At 67.1% G+C, this 7,077-nt stretch carries 6 protein-coding genes and 1 pseudogene; 1 reads left to right on the top strand and 6 read right to left on the bottom strand.

Annotation, left to right across the window (positions count from 1 at the left end):
- The 3 genes and pseudogenes from N5E02_RS19420 to N5E02_RS19410 all read right to left on the bottom strand — a co-directional run.
- Positions 1 to 319, bottom strand: a pseudogene (locus N5E02_RS19420) (pathogenicity-like protein); the annotation flags it as partial.
- Between the two features lie 3 nt (positions 320 to 322).
- Complete coding sequence (gene tesB, locus N5E02_RS19415) at positions 323 to 1,231, bottom strand: acyl-CoA thioesterase II (RefSeq protein ID WP_005412623.1); 909 nt, start codon at positions 1,229 to 1,231, stop codon at positions 323 to 325.
- 98 nt (positions 1,232 to 1,329) lie between these two features.
- On the bottom strand, positions 1,330 to 2,106 hold the full coding sequence (locus N5E02_RS19410; protein ID WP_005415699.1) for an enoyl-CoA hydratase/isomerase family protein: 777 nt from the start codon (positions 2,104 to 2,106) through the stop codon (positions 1,330 to 1,332).
- Positions 2,107 to 2,140: 34 nt separating this feature from the next.
- Between N5E02_RS19410 and N5E02_RS19405 the strand changes: the two genes are divergently transcribed.
- Entirely contained in the window at positions 2,141 to 2,587 is a 447-nt protein-coding gene (locus N5E02_RS19405) for a copper chaperone PCu(A)C (protein WP_065178108.1), read from the top strand.
- 73 nt (positions 2,588 to 2,660) lie between these two features.
- Here N5E02_RS19405 and N5E02_RS19400 read toward each other — a convergent pair whose 3' ends face one another.
- From N5E02_RS19400 to uvrA, 3 genes are all read right to left on the bottom strand, one after another.
- A complete protein-coding gene (locus N5E02_RS19400; RefSeq protein WP_065196549.1) occupies positions 2,661 to 3,386 on the bottom strand; it encodes an enolase in 726 nt (241 codons plus the stop codon).
- Positions 3,387 to 3,476: 90 nt separating this feature from the next.
- Entirely contained in the window at positions 3,477 to 3,884 is a 408-nt protein-coding gene (locus tag N5E02_RS19395) for a thioesterase family protein (protein WP_065178106.1), read from the bottom strand.
- On the bottom strand, positions 3,884 to 6,877 hold the full coding sequence (gene uvrA, locus N5E02_RS19390) for an excinuclease ABC subunit UvrA (RefSeq protein ID WP_065185989.1): 2,994 nt from the start codon (positions 6,875 to 6,877) through the stop codon (positions 3,884 to 3,886). Before uvrA ends, N5E02_RS19395 begins: the two co-directional genes overlap by 1 nt.
- Positions 6,878 to 7,077: the final 200 nt, after the last annotated feature.

Below are 7,077 nucleotides of genomic sequence, written 5' to 3'. Positions count from 1 at the left end.
AGGCCCAGCTGCGGCCGCCGCTGCCCGGTTCCGGCGCGTCGCGGAAGGCGAATTCGGCGGTGGGGTGGTCACGGCGGGTAGTGTCGAGCAGGCGCGCCTCGCGCAGGATTTCGCGCGCGCGCGGCTGGTCGTCGGCACGCACGATCCATACCGCCGGATAGGCGTTGGCGTTGCCCAGGTCGGTATAACTGAACTGGCCGCGGCGACGGGTCTTGTACGAGCGCCCGTTGGTCACCTTGACGTCGATCCCATGCCCGCGCAGGAGCTCGGCCACGCCTTCGACGGTTTCCACGCGCTGGCTGCTGAAGATCTGGCGCATGGGTTACTCCTTGGCCGGCACGGCGGCGGCCGCAGCCTGGTCGGGAACCACGCGGATCAGGCCTTCCTGCGCAGTGCTGGCCACCAGCACGCCGTTGCGGGTGAAGAACTGGCCGCGGGCCAGGCCGCGCGAATCCTGCGCGCTGGGGCTGTCCAGCGAGTACAGCAGCCAGTCGTCGGCGCGGAACGGGCGGTGGAACCAGATTGCGTGGTCGAGCGAGGCCATCTGCACGTGCGGGTGGTAGTAGCTGATGCCGTGCGGGAAGGTCGCCGTGCCCAGCAGGTGGAAGTCGGAGGCATAGGCCAGCAGCGCCTGGTGCAGCTCCGGGGCATCGCCGACCGGCTCGCTCAGGCGCAGCCACACCTGGTGGTAGGGCGGGCGCTTGGGCGGGTTCAACTCGTCGCGCGGGTAGACGTGGCGGAACTCGAACGGGCCGCCACGCGACAGCCAGCGCTGCACCTTGATCGGCAGCCGCTCCAGCACTTCGGCCGGCAGCGGCCGGTTCGGTTCGATGTCTTCCGGCTGCGGCACTTCAGGCATCTTGTGCTGGTGCTCGGCGCCGGTCTCGGCCTGCTGGAACGAGGCCGCGCAGAAGAAGATCACCTTGCCGTGCTGGATCGCGGTGACCCGTCGCACCGAGAAGCTGCCGCCATCGCGGGTGCGGTCCACGTCGTAGACGATCGGGTGGTCGATGTTGCCGGCGCGCAGGAAGTAGGCGTGCAGCGAGTGCACGTGGCGGCCGTTGTCGACCGTGGCCTGCGCCGCAGCCAGGGCCTGGCCCAGCACCTGCCCACCGAACACGTACTTGGTGCCGATGTCGCGGCTCTGCCCGCGGAACAGGTTGTCCTCCAGCCGCTCCAGCGTGAGCAGGTCGATCAGCTCGGAGACGACGGGTTCGGGCGTGTCGTTCAAGGGGGCGGCCACAGCAATGAGAAGGCCCCGATTATACCGGTCAGGGGTCAGATCCCTTTCGCCCGGCGAAAGGGATCTGACCCCGGGCGGGGCAACCGCTACTTGCCCAGGCGCGCCGCCAGGGCCTGGAGGGCGTTCTGCGCGTCCGGGGCGAACCAGGCCTCGACGAAACGGTCCAGCTGGATCAGGTCCGGGTGCAGCGCTTCGTGCAGGTCGGCGCGAGCGATGGCGCGGGTCAGCAGCATCGGCTGCCGAGGCTGCTTGAGCAGGTTCTGCAGCCAGGCCACGGCGCGGGCCACCACCAGGTCACCCTCAGCCAGCTCGTCGACCAGGCCGATCTGCAGCGCCTGTTCGGCCGGCACCAGCGAGCCGGTGGTCAGCAGCACGCCGGCGCGGTGCACGCCCACCGCACGGCGCAGCAGGCGCTGGATGCCCTCCGGCGCGATCAGGCCCACCTGCACCTCGTTCAGGCCGATGGCATACGGCCGCGACGGATCGGCGCTGCGCGCCATTACCCGGTAGTCGCAGCACAGGGCCAGCACGCAGCCGCCGGCCGGCGCGTGGCCGGTAATCGCTGCGACCACCGGGATGCGGCTCTCGGCCAGTGTGCGCACGGCGCCAAAGAAAGCGTTCCAGGTGTCCAGCAGCTTGTGCTTGTCATCGCCATGCGAGAGCAGGTGCGGCACGTCCATTCCACCGGTGAAGATGCGCTCGCTGCCCGACAGCACGATGCCGTGCGCGTCTTCGGCCATGGCCAGTTCGATGGCATGGATCAACTGCCGGCACAGATCGGTGTCCAGTGCATTGACCGGCGGCCGCGCCAGGCGCAGTTCGCGGATGGGGCCGTGGTTGATCACCTCGATGAGCGTCGTCATGCTGCGGTCTCGTTGCGAAGAAGGAACCTGGGCGATGATAACCAAACCATTCGTTGGCGTACTGTGGGTGCTGTGTGCGGCCGCAGCATCGGCTTCGGCTGCGGAATCACGCTGCGTCACGGTGGAGCAGGGCTGGGCGCGGTTGCCACCGAATCCGGCGATGCCGATGACTGCCGGCTATGGCGTGATACACAACGGCTGCAGCAGGGCGGTGGTGATCACCGGTGCGACCAGCAGTAGTTTCGGCGACGTGTCGCTGCACGAGACCACGATCGTCGATGGCGTCAGCCGGATGCGCGCGATCGAGCGCCTGCCGCTGGCAGCCGGCGCGCGTGCCGAACTCAAGCCTGGTGGCCTGCACCTGATGCTGATGCAGGGCAAGGGCGCGCTGAAGGAAGGCCAGGCGCTGCCGTTGCGGCTGCAGCTGGAAGGCGGTGGCGAAGCGAGCGCGACGTTGACCGTCCGCAAGGCCGCGCCGTAGCGGGATGGTAGTGCCGGCCGCTGGCCGGCAAAAACAGGAAATGCCGGCCAGCGGCCGGCACTGCCGCAGGGTCTTACGACCAGTCGTACGAGAACAGCACCGTGCGGCTCACCGGCTCATACAGCATCACGATCGCGTCGGCGCCGGTGGCGCACCAGTTGTAGCCGGCGACTTCGGCGACGGCGAAGAACTTGTGGCCATCGCGGCGGATGATCGCCAGTTCGGCATCATCTGGAGCATGCCGGTCGTTGGCGGCGTCGGTGAATTCCAGGGTGAAGGCGGCAGGAATATCGGCCGTTTCGATCCAGTTGCCACAGGAAATCTGTCCCCCCAGCGTATCCAGATAATCGCGCTCGCTGGCATCACCCTTGCCGTAGCGCGAGTAGCAGGCGAGGCGGCCATGCATGGCGTGGTAGTCGCGGGCCTTGGCGTAGCTGTCGCGCATCTGCGCAATGTGTTCCTGCGCGTCCTTGTCCTGTAATGCATCGCCGATGAAATAGCCCTCGTTGCCGAGGAAGCGCATCTGGTTGCCGGCGGTCAGCTCGAAGGCGATCCAGTTGGTGGCGGTGAAATCGTTGTGGTGTTCTTCGGTGGTTTCGCCGATGCAGCCGTCGTACGGCTCGATCGGGCACAGCATCGTCGCCACCTGGCCGGCCAGTTCCGGGCGCAGCACACCGAGGTCGATCTTCAGCAGCGGCAGCAGATGCTGGCCGAGCCAGGCCTGGTCGGCGGGGAAGACGTCGGTGGGGAAGGGGACCATGCCGGGCAGCAGGTCGCTCAGTTCAGTCTGGTGGATCATGTCAGTCCTTTGAATTGGATCGCTAGTGCCGGCCGCTGGCCGGCATGCGCGAAGCGTCTGGAGGTTGCCGGCCAGCGGCCGGCACTACCTTCAGGTGGAAGCGTTGCGGATCGCCTCAGGCAGCGGCGCGCTCTTGCCGGTCTGGGTATCCATCCAGACCACCACCACGTTGCCATCCGAGTACAGCTTCGATGCGTCCTGCTGGTCGACGATGCGGTGGCCGATGGTCACGCTGCTGTTGCCCAGGCGCTCGACGAACAATTCGACCACGATGTCGTTGGGCCACACGATCGGCAGCCGGTAATTGACGTTGGTCGCGGCCACGACCGGGGCGATGCGGTCGGTCATCGACACGCCGTCCACGCCCAGCATCCAGCGCACGCGCGCTTCTTCCAGGTAGGAAATGTACTTGGCGTTGTTGACGTGGCCCATGCTGTCCATGTCACGCCAGCGCACGCTGATCGGGATGCGGGCCAGGATCTTGTGTTCGCTGCTCATCAGGCGTCCTTCTTCTTCGACGTGCTCTTGCTGGCCTTGCCGGTGCTCTTGGCGGCCACGGCCTTCTTCGCCACCTTGGCCGGCTTCTCGGGCTTCATCTTGCGCGGGGGGCGGGCGTCGGGCTTGTTGGCCACGGCGGCCGGCTGCTCGGGGCGCGCGCTGGTGGAGGGCAGCATGCGGGCCAGGAACTGGCCGGTGTACGACTGCGGGCAGGCCGCCACGTCTTCCGGCGTGCCGGTGACCAGGATGGTGCCGCCGCGGTGGCCACCCTCCGGACCCAGATCGACGATCCAGTCGGCGGTCTTGATCACGTCCAGGTTGTGCTCGATCACCACCACCGTGTTGCCTTCGTCGCGCAGCTTGTGCAGCACGCCCAGCAGCGCTTCGATGTCGTGGAAGTGCAGGCCGGTGGTCGGCTCGTCGAGGATGTACAGGGTGCGGCCGGTATCGCGGCGCGACAGTTCCTTGGACAGCTTCACGCGCTGCGCTTCGCCACCGGACAGCGTGGTCGCGCTCTGGCCCAGCTTGATGTAGCTCAGGCCGACGTCGACCAGCGTTTCCAGCTTGCGTGCAATCGACGGCACTGGCTCGAACAGCTTCAGCGCATCCTCGACGGTCATTTCCAGCACGTCGTTGATGTTGAAACCCTTGTACAGGATCTCCAGCGTCTCGCGGTTGTAGCGCTTGCCGTGGCAGACATCGCACGGCACATACACGTCCGGCAGGAAGTGCATCTCGACCTTGATCAGGCCATCGCCCTGGCAGGCCTCGCAGCGGCCACCACGCACGTTGAAGCTGAAGCGGCCCGGGGAGTAGCCGCGTGCACGCGCTTCGGGCACCTGTGCGAACAGTTCGCGCAGGGGAGTGAACAGGCCGGTGTAGGTGGCCGGGTTCGAACGCGGGGTGCGGCCGATCGGCGACTGGTCGATGTCCACCACCTTGTCGAACAGGTCCAGGCCATCGATCTCCCTGTACGGGGCGATCGGGTGCGAGGAACCGTTGATCTCGTTGGCGGCCAGCGAGAACAGGGTGTCGTTGATCAGGGTCGACTTGCCGGAGCCGGACACGCCGGTCACGCAGGTCAGCAGGCCCGACGGAATCGCCAGGTCCACGCCCTTGAGGTTGTTGCCGCTGGCCCCGCGCAGGTGCAGGGTCATCTTCGGGTTCGGCTTGTGCCGGCGCGCCGGGATCTCGATCGCGCGCTTGCCCGACAGGTACTGGCCGGTCAGCGAGCGCGGTGCCTCCAGGATGTCCTGCAGGGTGCCCTGGCCGACGATCTCGCCGCCATGCACGCCTGCGCCCGGGCCGATGTCCAGAACGTAGTCGGCCAGGCGGATCGCGTCCTCGTCATGCTCGACCACGATCACCGTGTTGCCGAGGTCGCGCAGGCGGGTGAGGGTGCCCAGCAGGCGTTCGTTGTCGCGCTGGTGCAGGCCGATCGACGGTTCGTCGAGCACGTACATCACGCCGACCAGGCCGGCACCGATCTGGCTGGCCAGGCGGATGCGCTGCGCCTCGCCACCGGACAGGGTGTCGGCCTTGCGCTCCAAGGTCAGGTAATCCAGGCCCACGTCGACCAGGAAGCCGAGGCGTTCGCCGATTTCCTTGACGATCTTCGCCGCGATCTCGCCACGCCAGCCCGGCAGGCTCAGCTCGCTGAAGAACTTCAGCGCCTCGTCGATCGGAAGCACCACCAGCTCCGGCAGCGGGCGGTCGGCCACGAACACATTGCGTGCAGCCTTGTTCAGGCGCGCGCCATGGCATTCCGGGCAGGGTTGTTCGCTGATGTACTTGGACAGCTCTTCGCGCACCGCCGGCGATTCGGTTTCCTTGTAGCGGCGCTCGAGGTTGGGAATGATGCCCTCGAAGCGATGCTTGCGCTGGGTGCGGCCACCGGCTTCGGTGAAGTAGGTGAAAGTGATAGCTTCGTCGCCGCTGCCGTACAGCACGGCCTGCTGCACCTTGTCCGGCAGCGAGTTCCAGGCCGCGTCGACGTCGAACCGGTAGTGCTTGGCCAGCGAAGCGATCAGCTGGAAGTAGTAGGCGTTGCGGCGATCCCAGCCGCGCACCGCGCCGGCGGCCAGCGACAGCTCGGGGTGCACCACCACGCGCGAGGGATCGAAGAACTCGGCCATGCCCAGGCCATCGCAGCCGGGGCAGGCGCCCATCGGTGCGTTGAACGAGAACAGGCGCGGCTCCAGTTCCGGCAGCGAGTAATCGCAGACCGGGCAGGAGTATTTGGAGGAGAACAGGGTCGGCGCGGTTTCCGTGTTGTCCAGGCTCTGCACCGAGGCCATGCCGTCGCCCAGCTTCAGCGCGGTCTCGAAGCTCTCGGCCAGGCGCTGCTTGATGTCCTCGCGCGGGCGGAAGCGGTCGATCACCGCCTCGATGGTGTGCTTCTGGCGCAGCGCCAGCGGCGGCACCGCGTCGATCTCATGCAGCTCGCCGTCCACGCGCACGCGCACGAAGCCCTGCGCGCGCAGCTGGTCGAACACCTGGGCATGCTCGCCCTTGCGGTCGCGGATGACCGGCGCCAGCAGCATGTAGCGCTGTTCCGGGTCCAGGGTCAGCACCTGGTCGACCATCTGGCTGACCGTCTGCGCTTCCAGCGGGTAGCCGTGGTCTGGGCAGCGCGGGGTGCCTACGCGGGCGTACAGCAGGCGCAGGTAGTCGTAGATCTCGGTGATCGTGCCGACCGTCGAACGCGGGTTGTGCGAGGTCGACTTCTGCTCGATCGAGATCGCCGGGGACAGGCCCTCGATGTGGTCCAGGTCCGGTTTTTCCATCACGCTCAGGAACTGGCGCGCATAGGCCGACAACGACTCGACATAGCGGCGCTGGCCTTCTGCATAGATGGTGTCGAACGCCAGCGAGGACTTGCCCGAGCCGGACAGGCCGGTGATCACGATCAGCTTGTCGCGGGGCAGGTCGAGGTCGAGGTTCTTCAGGTTGTGCGTCCGCGCGCCGCGGATGCGGATGAAATCCATCGCCATGGGGGATCCGGTTGTGGGGGCGTTGGCTGGGTGCCGGGCCAGCAGGGAACGGCAATCGGTCAGCCTACCGAGGTGACCAGATGGGGGCAATGGGCGACAATGCCAGCCCGGTGTCTCACCTTGTGAGACAGGCCGACAGGCAGGGGTCAGATCCCTTTTCACGGGGTGAAAAGGGATCTGACCCCGTTCCGACGGTGGCC

Origin of the sequence: Stenotrophomonas sp. GD03777, from assembly GCF_029842485.1 — a bacterium.
GTDB lineage: Bacteria > Pseudomonadota > Gammaproteobacteria > Xanthomonadales > Xanthomonadaceae > Stenotrophomonas > Stenotrophomonas sepilia.
Note: the sequence above shows the minus strand (reverse complement) of the source record. Positions and strands in the feature narration are given on the sequence as shown.